Source organism: Rheinheimera metallidurans (genome assembly GCF_036983985.1).
GTDB classification, from domain to species: Bacteria; Pseudomonadota; Gammaproteobacteria; order Enterobacterales; family Alteromonadaceae; genus Alishewanella; species Alishewanella metallidurans.
In genome coordinates, this window is the sequence record NZ_JALAHQ010000001.1 from 1,104,841 (window position 1) to 1,123,777 (window position 18,937).

An 18,937-nucleotide genomic window follows, 5' to 3' on the forward strand; every position below is an offset into this window, starting at 1 on the left:
ACTTTATCTTAACGCAACTCTGTAGCCTCAACCAGTAAACTGGTCGATAAAGCTCGACGATTAGTCTTTATAGCCCCATGGCAACGGCGGTAATGCCACCGGTTTTGTTAAATCAAAATCAACTCGAAATTCTCGTCCTTCACGAATTAAGCGATAGCTAAAAGTGGTAGGATAAATATACATTTGCCAAATGTTGCTGTTAGATTGTGGCATGCCTAAGCGAGTAAACAACTCTTTAGAGTACTGATCTGCGGGGAAGCTTTGCACCGTTGGCCAACCGGCATCTAAAGTATGGCCGCCATACATGGTTGACTCATCATAGCTACCGTCTTTCATCCGGTGATCATGCTTTAAACTTAAGCCTGAACCAGTTTTAGTAATAATCCAGGTGCGAGAGTGATCGTTGCCAACATGAAACGGGATCTGCAGTTGGTTGTCAGTACAATTACGCACATGCATAATTAATGCACCGTCAAAACCTCCGCTTGCCGGATTATCCATTACAACTTTACCAGCATAAGCTTTGCCGCAATGTGCGCGTAAATTATCAAAATAAGCATCATGGCTGACAATAGATACTAATGGCGCATTTTGTATGGTGTTAGCAAATATACTGGTCGAAAATATTAACGTTAAAGCGCCGGTAATCATGGACTTGTGCATTTATCTCTCCTTGTAATTTGGCCGGACTATAACCTTTGTACGTAATAGCTGCAAACTGGTGTTATTCTTAAGTTGTAGGTAACAGGAGCAAACACAAATGCAAAACGAACTTGATGGTAAATTTTTATTAACGGTATTTGGTAAAGTGGAACAACATGGTCAGCCAATAAAGAATGAGCTGGGTGCGGGGTTTACACTAGATGGTATGACGGTTAATTCAGGTTTTGACGGTTATGAGGTGTATTTTAATGATGGTAAAGTGCAATTAACACTGGGTTTTCATAATAAATGGCACAGTGATGCTAAGTCAGAGAAAGATATGGACGACTTTATTACGCAGTTGAAAAAAATTAATGAAAAGTACTAATTTTTTTCACATTGCTAAGGATTTGTTCAGTTACACGCGTTAAAATAGCGCCGAATTATAAGCGCTGGCAGTATACAGTAGTAAGCTAACCTATAACTTTGTAATTTAGACGGCTATAAGGCTATTGTCTGGATTGAAAAAACAAGGTAAGGTAATGCCCGTCAATCATATTAGATAGACCAGAAGAGGTGCGTTAGCCAGGTAACTCGGGACAGATGTCTATACATCGTAGCCCGAGTGAGGGGGCGTAACGCCGAAAAAAACACCAGTATAGAACAGTGTTTTTTGGCCGTATCGGTTGAATCCGTGCGACTGTCACCTGAATTTCGGTGGAGAGCTTCTGGCCTTTGTTAATTATAGAAGCGGTCTGTTTTTTCGTTTTGCTATTAGCAAATGCCATGCTCTGCTTATTATGTTTTATAAGGAGAGATCCCTTTTGTCCAAGCTTATAGTTGCAAAATTCGGCGGCAGTAGTGTTGCTGATTTCGACGCCATGTCTCGTTGTGCTGATATCATTTTAGCCGAACCCAATATCCGTTTAATCGTAGTGAGTGCCAGTGCTGGCGTTACTAACTTACTGGTTGCCATTACCAAGCACTGTGACATTAGCGAACGTTACGTTTGCTATCAAGGTATTGAGGCTATCACGCTCTCGGTAATTAACCAGTTGCAGCAGCCAGAGTGCGTAGCCGCAGAAATTAAACATTTACTACTCGCCCTTAAGCATTTAATTGAAAATGGAGGAGTGGTATATGGCGCAGCACAAAAAGATGAAATTCAGTCATTTGGCGAGCGCTTAAGCTCGGTATTATTTGCGCAAGTACTGCGTGAGCGTGGCGTTGCCGGTTTGTGTTTTGATATCAGACAAATAATGCGCACTGACAGTCGTTTTGGTAAAGCCGAACCGCAAGTGGCCAATATTAGTGCACTATGTGGCCAGCATTTGCAGCCGTTACTGCATGATAATATTGTTGTTACCCAAGGTTTTATTGGTGCTGATGAGCTAGGGCAAACCACTACCTTAGGCCGTGGCGGCTCTGACTATAGCGCAGCACTATTAGGCGAGGCATTATCAGCATCTACAGTACAAATTTGGACTGACGTAGTAGGTATATTTACAACCGATCCGCGCCTAACTGAGCAAGCACGTTGTATTAAAGAAATTAGTTTTGATGAAGCGGCTGAAATGGCTACCTTTGGCGCTAAAGTGTTGCACCCGGCTACGTTAATACCTGCTATGCGGCGCAATATTGCTGTTTTTGTCGGCTCTAGCCGAGAACCACATGCTGGTGGTACATGGATTGCCAAAGAAGTAAAAGAGCGCCCGCCGTATCGCGCTATTGCGCTGCGTAAATCGCAAACCTTAATTACCGTTAAAAGCCCCGCCATGCTGCATGCTGCTGGTTTTTTAACACGGGTTTTTGATACCTTAAGTCGGCATCAAATTTCGGTAGATTTAGTAACCACCTCTGAGATTAGTGTGGCGTTAACACTTGATGAAAATGGCATGTCCACGGCGTTTAGTGCATCTGTTGAACCTGCATTAACCGAGCTTAAAACCTTTTGCGAGGTTAGTGTCGAGCAAGGGTTAAGTTTGATTGCCGTTATTGGTAACCATTTGCATGGCAGCAAGGGGATCCCTGGCGATTTATTTAATACTTTGGAGCGGGTTAATATGCGTTTGATTTGCCATGGCGCATCTAAACATAACCTGTGCTTTTTAGTGCAAGACGCTGATGCGGCAAATGTTGTAAAGCAACTGCATCAACGCTTATTTACTGCAGGCTGACATAAGCACTGCAGTAAATGCAGTTAGTATTATTCGTAAGGGAGCGGGTCAGTGGCGTGATTTAACGTAAATGCCTCTAAACGCTCCTGACATGAACCACACTTACCACAAGCTTTTTCACGGCCATTGTAACAAGTCCAAGTTTTACTGTAGTCCAGTCCCATAGCAATACCATCGGCTAAAATATCAATTTTGGTGTGGCTTAAATAGGGGCTAACAATGTCTACCGCTTCATAGTTGGCTATCTGACACACATCATGCATTTTCTGTACGAATTCTGGGCGGCAATCAGGATAAATAAAATGATCACCAGAGTGCGCACCATAGTATACCTGTGATGCACCAATCGACACGGCGTAGGCCACAGCCAAAGATAGCAAGATCATATTACGGTTAGGCACTATGGTTGATTTCATGTTGTCAGCAGCGTAATGGCCTTCAGGAATATCAATATTGTCTGTTAGTGATGAGCCAGCAAGTAGCTGATTAATAGCTGAAATATCTACTATTTTATGATTGATGCCTAATTCAGCACAGACCTGTGCGGCACACTGCAACTCTTTAACATGGCGCTGACCGTAATTAAACGACAATGCATAAACATCGTGACCGGCCTGAATAGCTTTATGTAAAACTGTGAATGAATCCATTCCTCCGGAGTAAATCACGACAACTTTGTTCGGCATAGCGGGCTCTCTCTTGTATAATACAACCAAATGTTTTGCGGATTACCCCGACAATACTGTCGGGGCGCGCATTGTACAGTAGTTCAGCTGTAGGCTAAAGGGCTAAGCATAGAGTGTATAAAGTTAACGAAGTTTTTGAAACCATTCAGGGCGAAGGCAGTTTTACTGGTGCGGCGTCTATTTTTATTCGCTTACAAGGTTGCCCAGTAGGCTGTAGCTGGTGTGATACCAAGCATACTTGGCCGGTTAGCGCGCAAATGCAACAACCGCTAGGCGATATTATAATAAAAACTGCGGAAACCGAGCACTGGGCCGCGGTGTCGGCTGCGCAATTAGTTACGTTATTTAGCCAGCAAGGCTATCAAGCTAAGCATGTGGTTATTACCGGTGGCGAACCTTGCATGTACGATTTAACCCCGCTGTGTGAATTATTACATAGCAAGGGTTACAGCACGCAAATTGAAACTAGCGGCACCTATGAGATAAAAGCACCAGAACAAACCTGGGTAACTGTGTCGCCTAAGGTGAATATGGCCGGTGGTTATAAGGTGCTGAAAAGTGCGCTGGATCGAGCTAATGAAATTAAACACCCGGTTGCAATGGAAAAACATATAGATGAGCTGTTGCAATTATTGCAACAAACCGATTGTGCAGGTAAGCTAATTTACTTACAACCGATTAGCCAACAACGCCGTGCCACAGAACTAGCGATAGCCATGTGTAAAAAATATAATTGGCGTTTAAGCGTGCAGGTACACAAATATTTAGGGATTAGCTAAATGCAAACGGTAGCCGATTTTTTTCAGCTGTATGCCAAGATATACGTTAATTGTGAACTTGACAGCTTTAGTGAATTTATTTCGTTACCCAGCATGCTGTTGGTAGGCGATACGAAAATACTGTTTACTGACATAGATAATCTGCACCGTTATATTCTGGCAAGAATTGAAAAATACCGTAGCCTAGGTGTAGTGCATGCCGATTTTGTATTGCAGCATCAGCTTCGCTTATCAGAGCAAATGCAATTTGCCAGTTTGTATTGGCGTTTTTATAATGCTGAAAACAAAATTATCTTCAGCTGCCACACCTCTTACACATTACAGCGCTATAGCGAAAAGTGGCAGGTAGTGGCAATTATTTTAGATGATGAAGACGCTAACTTTGTAAAATAGCGGGCTAGGCATAGTTGGCAAGCCACGCTTGCAAGCTATTTAGACACGGAGTGGGGGTCTGCTCTAGTGCTAGCTGCTGTTTTAGTGCAGGTTTCATCGGTAACAACTCCAAATAGCGAGACGCCAGCCACGCTGCATCACGGTATTTAGGCTCTGGATATAATGCCATTAGCTCTGGATGCTGTTGCAGTAGCTTTTCTAATTGCTTAACCAGCGGATGATATTCATTGGCAATATCATGCATAGGCCACGTTGTTAGTACTTGGGTATCGGCAACATATAGCCCGTCCGACTCTTGCCAACGATTAGTTATTAATACTTTTTCTACACCAATTACCGTAACGCCTAGCAAGCCGTCATCTAATTGCTCAAAATCGTCAATACGCACAGCCGTCGCCAATGACAAAATTCGTTCAGGGTGCTGCTGAGCAACATAGGGGTTAATTTGCGCGATAGCAAAATTACGCTTACCCGAACTTGCCTCGCTTATTAAACGCACATAACGGCGCTCAAATACCCGTAAACGCATACGGCCTTCAGGTAATATAAAGCTATTCAGCGGAAATAAAGCGAGTTCATTCATATTGCTACAGATTAAATTGTATAGTTACGTCTTATACGTCGCTTAGTTAATAGTGGTTTGCCCAAATAGAGGATTTATGACAACAGAGTACTGGATGTATGTATTAACCGGCCTTAGTAGCCTTAGCCTAATTGTGCTGTTAATAATGCTAGTGCGTAAAGCGCCCGGCAGTGGTCTTAGTGAGCAGTTAGCGCAGCATAAATTAGAGTTGGTACAACAACAGGGACAGTTTCAGCAACAGTTATCTGAGCAGCTGCATTTACAACGCCAGCAGCTATTGCAACAACAACAAGAGCATTTGCTGCAGGTACTACAAAAAATATCGGATACCCAGCAAGCAGCGCGATTTGAGCTTAGTAAGAATTTACAGCAACAAGCCATAATGTTAGCCGAGCAAGTAAAACAGTTAACTCAAAGTATCGATCAACGTTTAAAGGATATCGCCGGACAGGTAGAGAAACGTCTAAGTGATGGTTTTGAAAAAACCAATCAAACCTTTACTGATATTGTGAAACGACTCGCTCTGATTGATGATGCGCAGAAAAAAATAACCGAGTTATCTAATAACGTGGTTAGCTTGCAAGAAGTGCTCGCCGATAAACGCTCACGCGGAGCTTTTGGTGAGGTACAGCTAACCGCACTTATTCGCAATGTTTTGCCAGAGCAACACTTTTCATTACAACACACGCTAAGTAATGGTCGTATTGCTGACTGTATGTTGTTTTTACCCAAACCCAGCGGCGATATTGCGATAGATGCGAAGTTTCCGTTAGAAAGCTATAAAAAAATGACCGACTTACACAGCTCAGCAGAAGAGCGAAAGCAGGCTCAGCGGCAATTTAAAATTGATATTAAAAAGCATATTAATGATATTGCCGATAAATATATTATTGCCCATGAAACTGCAGATGGTGCCATTATGTTTTTACCTGCTGAAGCTATTTTCGCTGAGTTACATGCGTATCACCCTGATATTGTTGAAGAAGCTTATCGACGCAGAGTGTGGCTAACATCACCCACCACCTTAATGGCAGTGCTAACAACCGCTAGAAGTGTGTTAAAAGACGATGCAACACGTCGACAAATTCATTTAATACAAGAGCATTTAATTAAACTAGCCGTTGATTTTTCCCGTTTTCGTGGCCGGTTCGATAATTTGGCCAAGCATATTGATCAGGCTGCCGTTGATGTAAAACAAATTCATACGTCAGCGGATAAAATTAGTAACCGTTTTAGCCAAATTGAAAAAGTAGAATGGCTCGACGATGCCGAATAAGCTAACTGCTTAGCATGGTGCAGTAGTAAAAGATGAGATACTAAAAAAGTAAGGCAATAAAACGGGTTTAGTATTAACCGCTAACGACAAGATAAAACTTAATCGCTAGCGGTTAATATAGTGGCAATTAACGGCGTGGATCATCTTTTAATTTGGGAATTTTTAAGCCTAACTCTTGGCCACGATTTCGAGCATAATAGGTACAACCGATAAACATAGCGCAGGCTAGCACAAACTCTAACAATGCCAGCACCTGTTGCATGCCAGTGCTTACCCACGCGTTAGTTAAACTATGTAGAAAATAAATCATCACAATAAAATTGGCCCAAGCAATAGTGTAAGCATGGCCCTTAATTATGCCATACAGCGGCAACCATAATGGCAACCAAAGTAGGGTTAATAACACATAAGCATTACCTAGCTGCGGTGGTGCAAGCAATAAAATCCAAAGTGGCTGCAGCAACCACAAACCCCAAAAGCCGATGCGGCCAATTAATAAATAACGTGCGGTTTGTAAAGCTAACGGCGTACTACTGTGTTGCATGTTTAACACCTATGTTGTTTAAGTTGCTGACTTAACGTAGCTAAGCGTTTGCCAAATGCAATAGCAAGCCGTTGTTCTTCAACACTAAGTTTATTATCAGCATTATGACCACTAACGTGCGATGGGCCATAAGGCGTGCCGCCCGTTTTAGTTTGATGCAGTTCAGGTTCGCTATAGGGAATACCGGTTAGCAGCATACCATGGTGTAGCAAAGGCAAACTCATACTTAATAATGTGGTTTCATTGCCACCGTGCATGCTACCCGAAGACGTAAACACACCGGCTGGTTTATCTATTAACTCGCCTTTTAACCAAATGCTGGTGGTGTTATCCCAAAACGCTTTAGCGTCGGCCACCATATTACCAAAGCGTACTGGGCTGCCAAAAGCCAAACCGTCACAGCGTTGTAGTTCAGTTTGGCTAACAATAGCGTGACGGCTGGCATGCTGAGTGTCTAATGGTGGTATGCAGCGTACTAAAGCTTCAGCGCCAGCTTGTTGCACGCCAATAGCAATTTTATCTGCCAGTGCGGCTACCGCGCCGTGACGCGAATAATAAACAACTAGAACCGTTGCGCTCATGGCAGGAGCGTCAGTACATTGCTTGCCGGTCGGCCAATAACGGCTTTATTACCGCAGACGACAATAGGGCGCTCAATGAGTTTTGGCTGAGCAACCATGGCGGCAATCAATTGTGCGTCCGTTAGGCTGGTGTCGGCTAAACCTAATTGCTGATACTCATCTTCTTTATTGCGTATTAGTTGCCGTGCGCTAATACCCAGTTTAGCTAAGATCTGCTGTAATTCTGCGGCAGAAGGTGGTGATTTAAGATATTCGATAATCTCAATCTGCTGGCTATGTTGTTGTAATAACTCAAGCGTCTCGCGGCTCTTGGAGCAGCGCGGGTTATGATAAATGGTAAACATAAAATATCCTGTATAAAGATGTTACATACGGCGCAAACGGTCAAATTCGGTTTGTAATTGACGTTTTTTCGCTTCTAAGCGGCGGTTTTCCAGCTTTTCTTCTGTTTTTAAATGATTAAGTGCTTCGTTAATATCATCAATTGCGCGTGGGTAATTGGCATATTGATAATTTAAATCAGCTCTCGCTTCATAAAACTTGGCCATATCACCTGCTGCTTTATAAGCGTCGGCCAACAAGCCATACGCCAGTACGTTATCACTTTTATAAAACAACAAGCTTTTTAGTAAATGAATGGCTAGGCGATGAGCGCCCGAAACCAGTGCGACGTTGGCATAGTTTAATGTGACGACCTGATTGTTAGGTCGCAGCAAGTATTGCTGTTCTAGTAACTCTAAACAGCGTTGATACTCTTTTTGTCCAAGTAGAATATCGGTATAAACATCCATGTAATATAAATTATGTTCATCAGTTTCTAACAGCTTTTCTATTAATTTGCGCGCCGGATCTAGGCTACCGTTATCCAACAATGCTATAGCTAAGCCGTACTGATTCGCTTTAGTGTTACCGCTAGGTTCAGTAAGTTTTTTTCTGAAAACGATTTCAGCATCTGCTTTATCGTAATGGTAGCGCGCCAGAACCCGAGCTTTGCTTAGGGTAAAGTCTTGACTATCTGGAATAAAACGTTGTGGAAACTGTTCTGCACGAAGGCGAGTATCACTAACTCGGCTTTGCGATAATGGGTGAGTTTGGAGAAAAGATAATTGCTGGTTTAAAAACCGGCTTTGTTCCGTTAGCTTCCGAAAAAAGTTAGGCACGGCATAAGGGTCAAAACCGGCTTCGACCATAATGGTCATGCCAATACGGTCGGCTTCTTGCTCATTACCGCGGGTAAAGTTAATGGCACTTTGTGCTGAAGCGCCCTGGGTTGCCATTAACGCCGCCATGCCAGCTTCTGGGTTTACCGTGGCTAAAATAATGGCGCCCAACATGCCAGCTAAGGTTATTGGTGCTTGTTGGTTTCGGGCCTCAAAAAAGCGGGCAATATGACGTTGTGTAACGTGGGCTATTTCGTGCGCCATTACTGAGGCAAATTCACTTTCACTGTCGGCAATCGCCAGTGTGCCGGTGTGAGAGGTGATATTTCCGCCAAGCGTAGCGAAAGCATTAATATTTTTGTCATTAACCCAGTGAAATTTAAATGGAAATTTAACGTCGTTGGCCCGCGATACTAAGCGATTACCTATAGCGTTAATATATTCATCTAATAGCGGATCGTAAACCATAGGCAGGCTGCCGCGAGTTTCGCGCGCCATCACATCGCCGAGTTGTTTTTCTTTTTCCGTACTAATGGTGCTAAATGCGTTACCACCTAAATCCGGCAAGTCTGCTTTTGTCTGCCCCGAAAGTGGCAGCGTTAATGCTACTATTACGCATAATAAAGTGGGCTTAGTTACTACAGTGAAAGTCATGTGAAAAACACCTGCCCTGTTGTCGAGTCAATGTCATAATGCTGAGTTTGTCTGGATTTTTATTAATTAGTTCCAGTTATCCAAGCCGTTAATTTAACATATATTTACCGGTAACAGTCGGTTTAGTATCAAATACGCTATTTTGTTCGGTATACTCAAAAACGCTAAGGTATTTTCGCCGTATTGTCTGGTGCTGGAGTCTTAATATGCTGGGTTGGTTAAAAAAATGGTATGCCAATAAGTTTTCAGATCCGCAAGTCGTCACCTTATTTTTGTTATTACTAATTGGTTTTATGGCTATTTATTGGCTAAGCGGCATTTTGGCGCCAGTGCTTGTGGCTATTGCCTTTGCGTATTTGCTTGAGTGGCCAGTTGTGAGGTTATCTAGGCTAGGTTTGTCACGGTCAATTGCAACCATTAGTGTTGTCGCGGGTTTTGTTGGTTTAGCCATATTAACCCTAATGTGGATTATTCCTATTGTTTGGTATCAAGGACGTAACCTATTACGTGATTTACCGTTAATGATCGAACAGGGTAGAAGCTATCTGCTTGAATTGCCTGAATCTTTCCCAGGTATGGTTAGCGTAGAACAAATCAATATTTTAATACATTCCGTTGATGAGCGGCTGATGGTATTTGGCCGCGATATGCTGCAATTATCGTTAACCTCTATTGTCGATTTGGCGGCGTTACTGATTTACTTAGTATTAGTGCCCATGATGGTATTTTTTATGCTTAAAGATAAGTCGCAGCTTACTGCTAGTTTTGTGCAGATACTACCAACCGAGCGCAAGCTAATTAGCCAAGTATGGCAAGAAATGAACGGCCAGATTATGAATTATATTCGTGGCAAAATTCTGGAAATTCTAATTGTTGGTTCAGTAAGTTATGCTGCCTTTGCCATTTTTGGTTTAAATTATCCGTTGCTGTTAGGCGTGCTAGTGGGGTTGTCAGTGCTTATTCCATATATTGGTGCCGCAGCGGTAACGATACCGGTAGCGCTAGTTGCATTTTTTCAATGGGGCCCCACCGCAGAGTTTGGCTACCTGATGTTAGTGTATGGCATTATTCAAGCTTTAGATGGCAACTTGTTAGTACCGGTGTTGTTTTCTGAAGCCGTAGATTTAAATCCGGTGTTTATTATTATTGCTGTATTATTTTTCGGTGGCTTGTTTGGTTTCTGGGGAATATTTTTCGCTATTCCTTTGGCGTCGCTAGTAAAAGCCACTATAAATGCCTGGTCGACCAGAGTTTATCCGCAAATTGAAACGATTTAATAGTGTAATAAACCGGTGAGCTCATTTTACACACTGGCTTATCGCAAACTGGTTTATTAGGCACCGGTTTATTAATACGCTATTGCATTTATGTTTGGTTATATTTTATTTAGAGGCGGGTCGTAAACGAATTAACTGGCCATTATTGCTGTCAGTTAACAGGTAAATTGAGCCATCGGGGCCTTGTGTTACATCGCGGATCCGTTGGCCAATCATAATACGCTCTTCATGAGTAACTTTATTATTGTTCAGTTCTAAGCGCACTAACAGACCAAATTTTAATGAGCCAAGTAAAAGGTTATTTTGCCATTGGCTAAATAGCTCTGCGGTATAAAATAACATGCCACTGGGTGCAATAGATGGGGTCCAGTAATGCAAAGGCTGCTCGAAGCCATCTTGTGTGGTTTTACCAATAACACCACCGCCATATTCTTCACCGTAAGTAATAACGGGCCAACCATAATTTTTACCTGATAGCGCAATATTAATTTCATCACCACCTTGTGGCCCATGTTCATGGGTCCAAAGTTGACCAGTCACTGGGTGCAAAGCCGCACCTTGTATATTGCGATGACCATACGACCAAATTTCAGCTTTAACATCGGCTTGATGTAAAAAAGGATTATCGTTAGCCGCTGTACCATCGGTATTGATATGGATAACTTTACCAAGATGATTATCTAGTTTTTGTGCCTGATGCCGTTCACTACCACGATCGCCTGTGGTAATAAACAAATTACCGTTCCTGTCTAATACCAAGCGGCTACCAAAGTGATGACGGCTGTCATATTTAGGTGATTGGCTAAAAATAACTTTAACATTGCTTAGTTGATTATTATTTAATGTAGCTGAAGCCACTGCGGTGCTGTTGCCTTTTAGGCCCGGTTCACTATAGCTAAAGTAAATTTGCTTACTGCTGGTATAATCAGCGGCTAAAATGACATCTAATAATCCGCCTTGGCCTCTAGCATCAATGCTGGGTAGCCCTGTAATTGAGATGCGGGTTTTACCGTCTGCGCTTAGTTTTAGTAAATCACCATTGCGCTCGGTAACCAACATCTCGCCATCAGGTAAAAACGCTAAGCTCCAAGGATGATTTAAGCCTTCGGTTACGGTGTAAAGTTCCAGTGTCACTTTTTCGCTAACTAGCGACGTTGATGCTGCTTGAGCAGACAGTGCAAAAGTGACGACAATTAAACTAGAAAATAAACGTTTTAGCATGTCTAACTCCAGCAAGGGTAACGGCACATTGTTTTAATGTTGCGCGTTAAGATAAACGCCAAAACATTAAGCTTGTGACAATGAATGTGGCATAAATTTATGCTAAATAATCTAGTACGACTTGGTGGTGATCTTTAGTTTTAAATTTATCGAACACTTTCTCTACTTTGCCATCCTGGGCAATAAGAAAACTAACGCGGTGCAAGCCGTCGTAAGTTTTACCCATAAATTTCTTTTCACCCCAAACGCCAAAAGCATCGGCTACGTTATGATCTTCATCTGACAACAGCGTGAAGTTTAAGTTATCGCGTTCAGCGAATTTTGCTAGCCGTGCGGGTGCATCAATGCTTATGCCTACTACTGTTACGCCCTTACTTGTTAACTCCTGCATACTGTCGCGTAAACCGCCAGCTTGAACGGTGCAACCTGGCGTCATGGCTTTAGGGTAGAAATACACTAGCACGCGGTTTTGCTGTAATAGCGTGCTTAACTGGATCTGCTTATTATGCTGATCAGTTAACGTAAAATTGGGTGCTAAAGTGCCGGCGGTAAGATATTGCATAGTAAATCCTTATTAAGTTTGTGCTTGAAAGCTGCCGGTTAAGTTCATGTCGTTTATCAGCGCCATAACGTCGGTTTCAATTTGCTGTGCGGATTCACCTTCAGGCAGTTCTAATGTCATAACGGTATGCATTAGGTTTTGGCCATGTTTATCCGTTTTGCTTTCAGACTGCAGTGAGCCGATATAGATATCACGGCTAGCCAACAAACCCGTTATAGCACCTAGTGTACCGACGCGGTCTAAGCCTTTGTACTCTAATACATAGTGCGCGGCGACAGGTTTAGGCTGATGAGCACTGGTACGCTTAGTCATTGTCGTTAGATCAAGTTCTAAACCTAACCCCGGTAATAAATGCTCTATTCTACTAATGGCAACTGAGTCGCCGGATAACAGCATAATAAAAGTAAATTCGCCGCCGAAAATAGCCATGCGACTGTCAATAATGTTGCAATTGCAATCGGTAACTAAACGCGCCAATCTACTAACAATGCCGGTGCGGTCATTGCCAATGGCGGTTACTACAAGTTGTTGTGGCATAATATAAAACCCTGGTGGCAAACTAAAAACGTTAAGAAAAATATCGGCGACAAGTGTAACATACCGCAAGATTATATCATCGGTTTGTCTAGTGAGCACATAACCGCATCAGGATTCTTGTGTTTAGGCCAGTGTCTCTTTAACATAGCCCTCCTTACTGGTTTAACAGGATTGTAATTAACATGTTCAGAGGAAGTTGGGTTGCGCTTATCACGCCGATGTTGGCTAACACAGATATTGATTATCTTGGCTTAAAACAGCTGGTTGATTTTCATCTAAAAAATGGCACCCAAGGTTTAGTGATAATGGGTACTACGGGTGAAGCCGCAACGATTAGTTTTGCTGAACAATTAAAGGTTATTGCGGCAGTATGCGAGCAAGTGAACGGGCAAATTGGCGTGATTGCGGGTAACGGCACTAATGCTACCGCAGAAACCATTGAGCGTACCAAAGCGCTGTCTTTACTGCCTATTGATGGCTTCTTAACGGTTACGCCGTTTTATAATAAACCCATGCAAAAGGGCATGATTGCGCATTTTAATGCCGTTGCGGCAGTAACGGATAAGCCGGTATTGTTGTACAATGTGCCCAGTCGTACCGGTATAGATTTATTACCCGAAACGGTAGCCGAGCTAGCTAAGACCAGTAATATTGTTGGTATTAAAGAAGCCACTGGGTCGATGCAGCGTTTAGCGCAGTTGCAACAGTTATGTCCGGCAGATTTTATGTTATTAAGTGGCGATGATGCCTCAGCGGCGGAGTTTATGTTACGTGGTGGTCATGGCGTTATTTCGGTTACTACTAATATTGCACCGAAAAAAATGGCGCAATTATGTGCCGCCGCATTAACGCAACAACGTGAGCAAGCTGAATCAATTGATAACACCTTGGTCGCGTTACACAAAGATCTCTTTATTGAAGCAAATCCCATCCCTGCGAAATGGGCACTGCAAAAAATGGGTCTGATTAATTCAGATATGCTGCGATTACCGCTTACACGGCTTGAACCAATTCATGGCGCGGCAATCGAACAGGCGTTAAGGTTAGCAGATATTCAGTTCTGAAATAGTCAGGCTACAGAGTACCAAATTTAGGAGTAGTACCGTGCAAAATTGGGTTAAAGGTAGTGTTGTCGCGAGTGTGTTACTGACGGGGTGTTCTGTGTTTCAGTCAGAACAAGAAGTTGCGAGCCGTTCAGCATATAACCATGCAGAGTTAAAACTGCCGGCTGGTTTGGCGCAGCCAGCAAAGCCTGGAAAATATGATATTCCAGAGATCAGCAGCACGGTAATTAGTGAAGCAGATACACATTCACCGGCTTTGGTGTTGGCTACTGCTGGCAGCAGCAGGATAGAAGAAGGTGATAAGCTATCCCGTGTATGGTTTGACCGTAATGATTCAACCGGCGAGCTAGTACCGTTTTTACAACGAATATTGCAAGCGCAATTTGCCGAACAAGCGATTGAGCTTACTGCCGATGAAACGGGACTAACTTATACCACGGGCTGGATAGCTAAATCAGAGAAGGAAGGCTTTTGGTTCTGGCAATCATCGCAGCAGCAAGAACAGGCACGTTTTAAAATTAGCATAGAGCCACGCCCTCATGGCCGTGCCGCCAGTATGATGGTAACGATGTTAGAACATCAGCACTTTAACGCTGAGGCTAAGCTTGAAGGCCGTGAAGCACAGCGCCAAGAGGTTGCGTTACTCAATCAAATTATTGATCGTATTGGTAAAGAAGAAATTATCGTCGCGCGCGCAAATAAAGCTAAAGCGCCAGATGTTTCATTGGAACCGGGGATTGATGCCGAAGGCCATCCGGCATTAATTACTCAGCAGTCAATTGACGTTACTTGGTCTCAGCTTGAAGCCTTGTTAGCGGAGTTAAATTTTGCTGTTACTGATATGAACCGTACCGAGTTTACCTATTATATTAATTACACCAAACCTGAACCGGGCTTTTGGTCAAAGTTATGGGGTAGTTCTGATAAAGTCGTATTGCCGCTGACTAATGGGGAATATCAGCTGGTGTTAGGCCGGGTTAATAAGCAGACGGCTATTGTGCTGCGCGATAAAGATGGCACCTATTTAAATACAGAAACAACATTAGCACTGCACGAACCCTTTGTGCAGGCGATTCGTCAGGCCCGAATTGAATTATAAAGTGTAATGAGCAGTATTAGCTTATTAAATAAAGAATAATTATTTTGTGCTTGTTGCTTATGTCTTTATTGCTTTAGCTTGGTGTTATAACTAATGCTGCAACAGAGCCACTATAAAGTGGCTCTGTTGTTTATAACGCAATAAAATAAGCCGATTAAAAATTACATTGCGCGTGGCTATAACGGAGGTAACGCATGCTAGAAATACAGGATTATTTAAAAATACTGATAGGTATCTTCGCTATTCTTAATCCGCTAGGCGCATTACCGCTATATTTATCGTTAACACAGCGCCATACGGCTCTTGAGCGTAAACAAACCGCAGCTAGCGCCGCAAAAGCTGCCACCATTATTCTATTAATCACTTTATTTTTTGGTGAATTCATTCTTAGTTTTTTTGGTATATCGGTAAACTCTTTTCGTGTCGGCGGTGGCATACTTATTCTGCTAATGGCGATCTCTATGTTATATGCTGAAACGAGTAGTGCAAAAAATACGGATGCCGAGCGCGAAGAGGCGGAGCAGCGAAAGTCGATAGCGATAGTGCCCTTAGCTATGCCGATGTTGGCTGGGCCTGGCGCCATAAGCTCAATTATTTTGTATGCTAATCGTAGTGACGGTTGGCAACACTACGCCATTATGTCGGCAGAGTTGGTGTTAATTGGTGCCACGCTTTGGGCGTTAATGCGTGTAGCTGATAAAATTTCAGCCCGCTTAGGTCAAACTGGTATGAATATTATTACCCGAGTAATGGGGCTTATTTTAGCCGCAATTGCCGTTGAGTTTATCAGTGCTGGCTTAAAAGGCATTTTTCCAGTTTTGGCATGAGGTAACAAATGATAGATAGGATATGGCGTGTTTTGGCCGCAATGGGTGTGGTAATGAGTGTTGCAGCTAATGCTGGGCAAGTGGCTGATTTATATCAAGCTAATGTTGCCGCTGACAGTGCGCAGTGGCAGCGCGATGCGCTATTACAAGTGTTAGTGCGTGTAACTGGCAAGGCAGATATTGCCACAGAGCCAGCACTAGCTAGCGAGCTAAAGCAGGCATCAGGTTACATCAAGCAATACGAAGCGATACGCCATGCACAGGGTAATCAGATGAAAGTACTGCTGGATGCCACTAAGGTTAATCGTTTGCTACAGCAAAATAACATCGGCATTTGGGGCGCATTACGGCCCGATATTTTAGTGTGGTTTGTGCAGCAAGATAATGGAAATCGCAGCTTTGTTCGGCGCAGTGATGACGGTTTAAATGCGGTAATGCGTCAGGCATTTCAGCAAGCAGGGTTACCGTTAATAAGCCCATTGTACGATATGGACGACTTACTTAATTTGTCTGAAACAGATGTTTGGGCTGGATTTTGGCAGTCAATTAGTAAAGCGAGTGCGCGCTATAATGCTGATGTAATATTAAGCGTAACCACTGACAAAGTAGTACAAGATAATGAAAGCTTATACCGGCTTAGCTGGCAGCGACAAGATGATGGCCGAACCTATCGTGATGAAGTAACCGCGATTGATGAAACCAGCTTGATGCAACGTTTTGCTGCGGTGTTAGCCGGGCAATTAGCTGAGCGTTATGCCAGTGTAATGACAGGTCAAAATAGTGCAGAGTATGTACTGCAAGTGCAGCAGTTAAACAGTTTGGCTGACGTGGTACAGGTACAAAAGTTATTGCAACAAGTGGTAGGTATATCCGAGGTGACTGTGAGTCGTTTTGATTTAGGCACGGTACATTATCGCTTACAAAGTGATGTAAGTGCCGAAAGCTTGATCAATGCGCTGCGTTTTAACCCTAAACTGCGGATAGTTCTCGCCAGTAATAACATGGCCGAGAGCGTTGCTGCGGTTAATGCTGTAAGTGTGCCAGTACTAGCAACGTTTGAGTATCTTCGACCTTAATGCAACCACTACAGTACACCTTAGCGGTAACCTTACCGGAAGACGAAACGCTCGACAGCTTTTATGCGGCCGGGCAAACTGCGGCTGTGGTATTTTTAAAAAATTATCTGCAACAAACTACCCAGCAAAGCCCAGTATATTTATTTGGTGCCAGTGGCAGCGGTAAATCGCATTTGCTTTATGCTGCTTGCGTACAAGCACAAGAGCAGGGGCATACCAGCCAGTTAGTGGCATTAGATGAATGCAGACAGTTTAGCCCGCGCTTATTAGATGACTTGGAGCAACTTGATTTAGTCTGTTTAGATAATATTCAAGCTATAGCGGGCGATCTAAGCTGGCAAACCGCAGTGTTTGACTTATATAACCGAATGTTAGAGCAGGGCAAAGCACTGATCATTGTTGGTAACGAAGCGCCAGCACAACTTGGCTTGCAGCTAGCCGATTTAGTGTCGCGCTTACAAGCATGCACTGCATTTCAACTGCGTTTACTTACTGATGATGACAAACATAAATTACTACAGCAAAAAGCGAAACTTCGCGGTATTGAGTTGCCTGATGAAGTAGCGCGCTATTTATTAAACCATCAAGATCGCGATATTCGAGCGTTAGTGTCTACATTAGATAAACTGGATAAAGCTACGCTAGTGCATCAACGCAAACTTACCATCCCTTTTGTCAAAGATATTTTAAATTAATCGCACTCCTTTTTAGAAAAAATGCCGTAACAACCTGCGTTTAGCATTAATTCTGGTGTATCATTGGCGGCTTTGTTATGTATTAATACCTAGCTGCTTTGAGGACACGCATGAACCTAACAGCAATATTGGAAAACGCCTTGCAGGCCGTTGCCGCCGCCGCAGATATTCCAGCACTGGAAACTATCCGGGTCGAGTTTCTTGGGAAAAAAGGCAGTATTACTGAATTATTAAAATCTTTGGGCGCGATGGACCCCGAGCAACGCAAGCAAGCTGGCGCCGAAATTAATGAATTAAAGCAGCAAGTACAAGATGCGTTAAATGCCAGACGCGATCTGCTGCAACATGCTCAGTTAGCTGAAAAGCTAGCGCAAGAACAAATTGATGTTACCTTGCCCGGGCGTACGCTAGACATTGGCGGTTTTCATCCAGTAACACGCACAATCGAGCGCATTTCATCATTCTTTGCCGAGTTAGGTTTTGAGGTTAAACATGGTCCTGAAATTGAAGATGATTTTCATAATTTTGATGCGCTAAATATACCCGAGCACCATCCGGCGCGTGCTGATCATGATACTTTCTACTTTAACCCCAAGTTAATGCTGCGCACACAAACCTCTGGCGTACAAATACGTACGATGGAGCAGCAACAGCCGCCACTGCGGATTATTTCACCGGGCCGAGTATATCGTAACGATTACGACCAAACTCACACGCCGATGTTTCATCAGGTTGAAGGCTTAATGGTTGATACCAATGTTAGCTTTACTGAGCTTAAAGGTATTTTGCACGATTTTTTACAGAACTTTTTTGAAGAAGATCTACAAATTCGTTTTCGCCCGTCGTTTTTCCCGTTTACAGAACCCTCAGCTGAAGTAGATGTAATGGGCAAAAATGGGAAATGGTTAGAAGTGCTAGGTTGCGGCATGGTACATCCAAACGTGTTGCGTTCAGTCGGTATTGACCCAGAAGTTTACAGCGGCTTTGCCTTTGGTATGGGTGTTGAGCGTCTTACTATGTTGCGTTACGGCGTAACCGATTTACGCGCCTTCTTCGAAAACGATTTACGTTTTTTAAAACAGTTCAGATAAGCGGAGTTAATTT

Annotated in this window: 22 protein-coding genes and 1 riboswitch; of the genes, 12 read left to right on the forward strand and 10 right to left on the reverse strand. The window is 43.1% G+C overall.

What is annotated here, in order from left to right; all coding sequences use genetic code 11:
• Nucleotides 1-60: 60 nt before the first annotated feature.
• The gene (locus tag MN199_RS05205; RefSeq protein ID WP_335738638.1) at nt 61-663 is read right to left on the reverse strand and encodes a hypothetical protein; all 603 of its coding nucleotides are present in this window, start codon (nt 661-663) and stop codon (nt 61-63) included.
• Nucleotides 664-760: 97 nt separating this feature from the next.
• Between MN199_RS05205 and MN199_RS05210 the strand changes: the two genes are divergently transcribed.
• Nucleotides 761-1,030, forward strand: a complete 270-nt coding sequence (locus tag MN199_RS05210) for a DUF3081 family protein (protein ID WP_132583043.1) — start codon at nt 761-763, stop codon at nt 1,028-1,030.
• Nucleotides 1,031-1,205: 175 nt separating this feature from the next.
• Nucleotides 1,206-1,378, forward strand: a riboswitch (Lysine riboswitch).
• A gap of 88 nt (nt 1,379-1,466) precedes the next feature.
• Nucleotides 1,467-2,819: a lysine-sensitive aspartokinase 3 gene (gene lysC, locus MN199_RS05215; RefSeq protein ID WP_335738639.1), complete on the forward strand. Its 1,353-nt coding sequence runs from the start codon at nt 1,467-1,469 to the stop codon at nt 2,817-2,819.
• Between the two features lie 29 nt (nt 2,820-2,848).
• On the opposite strand, the gene queC is transcribed toward lysC, so the two are convergent.
• Entirely contained in the window at nt 2,849-3,505 is a 657-nt protein-coding gene (gene queC / locus MN199_RS05220) for a 7-cyano-7-deazaguanine synthase QueC (RefSeq protein WP_132583047.1), read from the reverse strand.
• A gap of 113 nt (nt 3,506-3,618) precedes the next feature.
• On the opposite strand from queC, the gene queE reads away from it, so the two are divergent.
• Both queE and MN199_RS05230 read left to right on the forward strand, forming a co-directional pair.
• Nucleotides 3,619-4,284, forward strand: coding sequence for a 7-carboxy-7-deazaguanine synthase QueE (queE, locus tag MN199_RS05225; protein ID WP_335738640.1), 666 nt, complete (start codon nt 3,619-3,621; stop codon nt 4,282-4,284).
• Nucleotides 4,285-4,677, forward strand: coding sequence for a hypothetical protein (locus MN199_RS05230; RefSeq protein ID WP_335738641.1), 393 nt, complete (start codon nt 4,285-4,287; stop codon nt 4,675-4,677).
• A gap of 4 nt (nt 4,678-4,681) precedes the next feature.
• Here the strand turns inward: MN199_RS05230 and MN199_RS05235 are convergent, their stop codons facing one another.
• Nucleotides 4,682-5,260, reverse strand: coding sequence for an LON peptidase substrate-binding domain-containing protein (locus tag MN199_RS05235; RefSeq protein ID WP_335738642.1), 579 nt, complete (start codon nt 5,258-5,260; stop codon nt 4,682-4,684).
• Between the two features lie 76 nt (nt 5,261-5,336).
• Here MN199_RS05235 and MN199_RS05240 point away from each other — a divergent pair, with 76 nt between their 5' ends.
• Nucleotides 5,337-6,536: a DNA recombination protein RmuC gene (locus tag MN199_RS05240; protein ID WP_335738643.1), complete on the forward strand. Its 1,200-nt coding sequence runs from the start codon at nt 5,337-5,339 to the stop codon at nt 6,534-6,536.
• Between the two features lie 127 nt (nt 6,537-6,663).
• Here MN199_RS05240 and MN199_RS05245 read toward each other — a convergent pair whose 3' ends face one another.
• The 4 genes from MN199_RS05245 to bepA are packed head-to-tail and all read right to left on the reverse strand — an operon-like array spanning nt 6,664 to nt 9,475.
• The gene (locus MN199_RS05245) at nt 6,664-7,080 is read right to left on the reverse strand and encodes a DUF2069 domain-containing protein (protein ID WP_335738644.1); all 417 of its coding nucleotides are present in this window, start codon (nt 7,078-7,080) and stop codon (nt 6,664-6,666) included.
• 2 nt (nt 7,081-7,082) lie between these two features.
• Nucleotides 7,083-7,661, reverse strand: coding sequence for an NAD(P)H:quinone oxidoreductase (gene wrbA, locus MN199_RS05250; protein WP_132583059.1), 579 nt, complete (start codon nt 7,659-7,661; stop codon nt 7,083-7,085).
• On the reverse strand, nt 7,658-8,005 hold the full coding sequence (arsC, locus tag MN199_RS05255) for an arsenate reductase (glutaredoxin) (RefSeq protein ID WP_132583061.1): 348 nt from the start codon (nt 8,003-8,005) through the stop codon (nt 7,658-7,660). The genes wrbA and arsC overlap by 4 nt, the downstream gene beginning before the upstream one ends.
• A 21-nt stretch (nt 8,006-8,026) precedes the next feature.
• Entirely contained in the window at nt 8,027-9,475 is a 1,449-nt protein-coding gene (bepA, locus tag MN199_RS05260) for a beta-barrel assembly-enhancing protease (RefSeq protein WP_335738645.1), read from the reverse strand.
• 206 nt (nt 9,476-9,681) lie between these two features.
• On the opposite strand from bepA, the gene MN199_RS05265 reads away from it, so the two are divergent.
• Nucleotides 9,682-10,752, forward strand: a complete 1,071-nt coding sequence (locus tag MN199_RS05265) for an AI-2E family transporter (protein WP_335738646.1) — start codon at nt 9,682-9,684, stop codon at nt 10,750-10,752.
• Between the two features lie 105 nt (nt 10,753-10,857).
• On the opposite strand, the gene MN199_RS05270 is transcribed toward MN199_RS05265, so the two are convergent.
• The 3 genes from MN199_RS05270 to MN199_RS05280 form a co-directional block, all read right to left on the reverse strand.
• Nucleotides 10,858-11,973: a PQQ-dependent sugar dehydrogenase gene (locus MN199_RS05270; RefSeq protein WP_335738647.1), complete on the reverse strand. Its 1,116-nt coding sequence runs from the start codon at nt 11,971-11,973 to the stop codon at nt 10,858-10,860.
• Between the two features lie 97 nt (nt 11,974-12,070).
• Nucleotides 12,071-12,535 (reverse strand): thioredoxin-dependent thiol peroxidase, encoded by a 465-nt coding sequence (gene bcp / locus MN199_RS05275; RefSeq protein WP_335738648.1) that lies wholly within the window; start codon nt 12,533-12,535, stop codon nt 12,071-12,073.
• Nucleotides 12,536-12,547: 12 nt separating this feature from the next.
• Nucleotides 12,548-13,072: a glycine cleavage system transcriptional repressor gene (locus MN199_RS05280; RefSeq protein WP_335738649.1), complete on the reverse strand. Its 525-nt coding sequence runs from the start codon at nt 13,070-13,072 to the stop codon at nt 12,548-12,550.
• 182 nt (nt 13,073-13,254) lie between these two features.
• Here MN199_RS05280 and dapA point away from each other — a divergent pair, with 182 nt between their 5' ends.
• The 6 genes from dapA to pheS all read left to right on the forward strand — a co-directional run bounded on the left by dapA (nt 13,255) and on the right by pheS (nt 18,924).
• Nucleotides 13,255-14,136, forward strand: coding sequence for a 4-hydroxy-tetrahydrodipicolinate synthase (dapA, locus tag MN199_RS05285; protein WP_335738650.1), 882 nt, complete (start codon nt 13,255-13,257; stop codon nt 14,134-14,136).
• 40 nt (nt 14,137-14,176) lie between these two features.
• The gene (gene bamC, locus MN199_RS05290) at nt 14,177-15,235 is read left to right on the forward strand and encodes an outer membrane protein assembly factor BamC (protein ID WP_165907377.1); all 1,059 of its coding nucleotides are present in this window, start codon (nt 14,177-14,179) and stop codon (nt 15,233-15,235) included.
• A gap of 194 nt (nt 15,236-15,429) precedes the next feature.
• Nucleotides 15,430-16,062, forward strand: coding sequence for a YchE family NAAT transporter (locus tag MN199_RS05295; RefSeq protein ID WP_132583076.1), 633 nt, complete (start codon nt 15,430-15,432; stop codon nt 16,060-16,062).
• A gap of 8 nt (nt 16,063-16,070) precedes the next feature.
• Nucleotides 16,071-17,138 (forward strand): DUF2066 domain-containing protein, encoded by a 1,068-nt coding sequence (locus tag MN199_RS05300; RefSeq protein WP_335738651.1) that lies wholly within the window; start codon nt 16,071-16,073, stop codon nt 17,136-17,138.
• Nucleotides 17,138-17,833, forward strand: a complete 696-nt coding sequence (gene hda / locus MN199_RS05305) for a DnaA inactivator Hda (RefSeq protein WP_132583080.1) — start codon at nt 17,138-17,140, stop codon at nt 17,831-17,833. Before MN199_RS05300 ends, hda begins: the two co-directional genes overlap by 1 nt.
• 110 nt (nt 17,834-17,943) lie before the next feature.
• Nucleotides 17,944-18,924, forward strand: coding sequence for a phenylalanine--tRNA ligase subunit alpha (gene pheS / locus MN199_RS05310; RefSeq protein ID WP_132583082.1), 981 nt, complete (start codon nt 17,944-17,946; stop codon nt 18,922-18,924).
• The last annotated feature ends 13 nt before the right edge of the window (nt 18,925-18,937 follow it).

Bases quoted from the DNA above. Each gene is read 5' to 3' on its own strand.
- wrbA (WP_132583059.1), bottom strand. From the start codon at position 7,661: ATGAGCGCAACGGTTCTAGTTGTTTATTATTCGCGTCACGGCGCGGTA.
- dapA (WP_335738650.1), top strand. From the start codon at position 13,255: ATGTTCAGAGGAAGTTGGGTTGCGCTTATCACGCCGATGTTGGCTAAC.
- MN199_RS05230 (WP_335738641.1), top strand. From the start codon at position 4,285: ATGCAAACGGTAGCCGATTTTTTTCAGCTGTATGCCAAGATATACGTT.
- pheS (WP_132583082.1), top strand. From the start codon at position 17,944: ATGAACCTAACAGCAATATTGGAAAACGCCTTGCAGGCCGTTGCCGCC.
- queC (WP_132583047.1), bottom strand. From the start codon at position 3,505: ATGCCGAACAAAGTTGTCGTGATTTACTCCGGAGGAATGGATTCATTC.
- MN199_RS05295 (WP_132583076.1), top strand. From the start codon at position 15,430: ATGCTAGAAATACAGGATTATTTAAAAATACTGATAGGTATCTTCGCT.
- MN199_RS05300 (WP_335738651.1), top strand. From the start codon at position 16,071: ATGATAGATAGGATATGGCGTGTTTTGGCCGCAATGGGTGTGGTAATG.
- MN199_RS05235 (WP_335738642.1), bottom strand. From the start codon at position 5,260: ATGAATGAACTCGCTTTATTTCCGCTGAATAGCTTTATATTACCTGAA.
- bepA (WP_335738645.1), bottom strand. From the start codon at position 9,475: ATGACTTTCACTGTAGTAACTAAGCCCACTTTATTATGCGTAATAGTA.
- MN199_RS05240 (WP_335738643.1), top strand. From the start codon at position 5,337: ATGACAACAGAGTACTGGATGTATGTATTAACCGGCCTTAGTAGCCTT.
- MN199_RS05270 (WP_335738647.1), bottom strand. From the start codon at position 11,973: ATGCTAAAACGTTTATTTTCTAGTTTAATTGTCGTCACTTTTGCACTG.
- MN199_RS05205 (WP_335738638.1), bottom strand. From the start codon at position 663: ATGCACAAGTCCATGATTACCGGCGCTTTAACGTTAATATTTTCGACC.
- arsC (WP_132583061.1), bottom strand. From the start codon at position 8,005: ATGTTTACCATTTATCATAACCCGCGCTGCTCCAAGAGCCGCGAGACG.
- MN199_RS05280 (WP_335738649.1), bottom strand. From the start codon at position 13,072: ATGCCACAACAACTTGTAGTAACCGCCATTGGCAATGACCGCACCGGC.
- MN199_RS05210 (WP_132583043.1), top strand. From the start codon at position 761: ATGCAAAACGAACTTGATGGTAAATTTTTATTAACGGTATTTGGTAAA.
- MN199_RS05265 (WP_335738646.1), top strand. From the start codon at position 9,682: ATGCTGGGTTGGTTAAAAAAATGGTATGCCAATAAGTTTTCAGATCCG.
- MN199_RS05245 (WP_335738644.1), bottom strand. From the start codon at position 7,080: ATGCAACACAGTAGTACGCCGTTAGCTTTACAAACCGCACGTTATTTA.
- bcp (WP_335738648.1), bottom strand. From the start codon at position 12,535: ATGCAATATCTTACCGCCGGCACTTTAGCACCCAATTTTACGTTAACT.
- hda (WP_132583080.1), top strand. From the start codon at position 17,138: ATGCAACCACTACAGTACACCTTAGCGGTAACCTTACCGGAAGACGAA.